This window comes from Nostoc flagelliforme FACHB-838, from assembly GCF_014698065.1.
In the GTDB taxonomy this organism is placed as follows: Bacteria; Cyanobacteriota; Cyanobacteriia; order Cyanobacteriales; family Nostocaceae; genus Nostoc; species Nostoc flagelliforme_B.
Map to the genome: position 1 here is coordinate 1 of NZ_JACJSI010000661.1, position 2088 is coordinate 2088.

The 2088-nt window shown below is 40.3% G+C and carries 1 protein-coding gene and 2 pseudogenes; all 3 read right to left on the reverse strand.

Translation table 11 applies throughout. From position 1 onward, the window contains the following. Positions 1-348: pseudogene (locus H6G97_RS50360) on the reverse strand (hypothetical protein); the annotation flags it as partial. A 302-nt stretch (positions 349-650) separates the two neighbouring features. Next, the gene (locus H6G97_RS50365) at positions 651-1454 is read right to left on the reverse strand and encodes a hypothetical protein (RefSeq protein WP_190947686.1); all 804 of its coding nucleotides are present in this window, start codon (positions 1452-1454) and stop codon (positions 651-653) included. 156 nt (positions 1455-1610) lie between these two features. After that, positions 1611-1973: pseudogene (locus H6G97_RS50370) on the reverse strand (hypothetical protein); the annotation flags it as partial. Positions 1974-2088: the final 115 nt, after the last annotated feature.

Below are 2088 nucleotides of genomic sequence, written 5' to 3' on the forward strand. Positions count from 1 at the left end.
TCGGTCTGAATTTAAAATCCCGCTAAAGTTCTCACCCAGGAGATTGCGGGCTGCATCCGAACAACGGGAAAGTGCAATCTCAAAAAAGGTGACTAGAGGTGTAACCGCCACCCCGAGCCAACCTTGACTATTTTTATGATTGCATCCATCAACGTTCCCTTGAGCTTTTGATGTGCAATTGATTTTTTCTAATAACTCTTGATATTTGACCTCAAGTTCCGCCAGCCTTTTTTCTGATTGCTTTATATGCTGCCCCATTTTCTCCACCAGTTGTTTGATGCTGGCTGGAGTCTTTTCCCAATCTGAGTCGGAAATTTCAATTCCGTAGGCGAGGCAGTTTTCATCCATGCCTCTTAATCTACCATCTCAGTAACCCATTTTTGACTGTAGCGTTTCTTATCCTGTGAACGGTTACATAAATTCGTCGGTGTTTTCAGCAATTTTAGATGTATTAGTGATAGTTGCCTTTGCCTCAAAAAAGCTACAACTTCTCACTACCATAGCGATCGCTACCAGGAAAACTAATACCCCTGTTTGACTTAATGCCTGTAAAAATCTCCCCTTTGAGAATTGTCATTCATTGCCATTATTCTTATTTATCTTGAGGCTATTGATCAAAAGCTTTCTTGATAGACAATGCTTAAAAGACCTTATTGCGGAATTGCTGAGGGATATACCTCTGTTGCAACTAACACAGGTTTATTACTGTATTCGGCTTCTAGCTGCTTTTGTAAAGTTAAATCCCATTTCAGGTTATATTCTCGTTCTAGTTCAGCTACAACAAACGGGCGCAAGACACCTGTGACTGCAACTTTCTCACCTTCATTGACAGTTGCTTTCGGGGTACCAGCGCGTATCACTAACAAGTCTTGTCCACCAAATAATTTGTCTTCGTCTAAGGTGAAGGAATCGGCATTTCTGATGTTTTCTACTTCACCTGTCACTGCTAAGTTTTTACCGTAGTATAGTTGAGGGTTTGTGGTAATTTCACCTGGTTTAGGGGCAAGTGCAATTGATTGAGCAATAATTGCAGGTTGGGTTTCGTACTCTTTGTACAAGTTTGGATCTAAGCCCAAGTTGTAATCTCGATTAATATCTGCAATCACAAAGTTACGAACTGGGCCTGTGGCTTGAATTGGTGTATTTGGGTCAGTAGGCAGAGTGAAAGTTTTACCCGAAGCATTTACAACTAAAATTGGTTTAGCATTAAAAAACTGCTTATCGGCAATTGTGAAAGTTGACGGCCCCAATTTTCTGACGGGTGTACTTCTAATTGTTACAGTTTTGCCAATTAGTTGGTTTGTATTATCTGCAACCTCTTCTGTAGTCACATTGGTTTCTGGTACTGCGCCCTGTTGCTCTAAGTTATTGGTACAAGCTCCAAGCAGCAATGTGGAGATTGCTAGAGCAATAGCTCCTTTAGAACTCCGCTTAGTTTGAATAAAGTTGATCATTTCAAATTCTCCATGTTGGGTTAACTAATATCGAGTTCAGATGATGGCTGATTGTAGAAAACTCTCTACGTTTTACCTCAGCCATAGTACAGAAATTTTGAGTTGCTGTAATAAGCGTTTTAATGCTCTCAAAATTAATGTGGTGAGACATATTAATTAATTCAAAAAGACTTGGCCATCCTTTTGAATTCTCAATACGCCTTGATTGTTCTCGAAATTGGTTGTTTCATCTAACGAGACAGCGAGTGTTCCTTCACTTTCAGGGGTAGACATGGGCATAACTTTTAGCAGTCCGCCATCTTGACGTACCAAAGTAATACTGATAGGTGTTGGTAAGTTTCGTAGGACAAACTCTTGCCCACCTGCCAGATATCGAGGTTGGGTGTGACCAATTGCTTGATAAGAGATACCAGCGTTAGTGTTATTTTTTAATTTCACATTGACTGTACCTGCTGTTGGTGTGATATTTGCGATCGCACTTTGTCGGCTTTCTGGAGCAGGTGGTTGTATAACATTAACATCAGGACTTACGCAACTGGCACAATGCGAGCGCCAATTACTAGTACATAAGTATTATTTGAATCTGATTCCGAATGCCTTGTATTTGTAATAAAAGCTGGTGTATTGGAAGCAA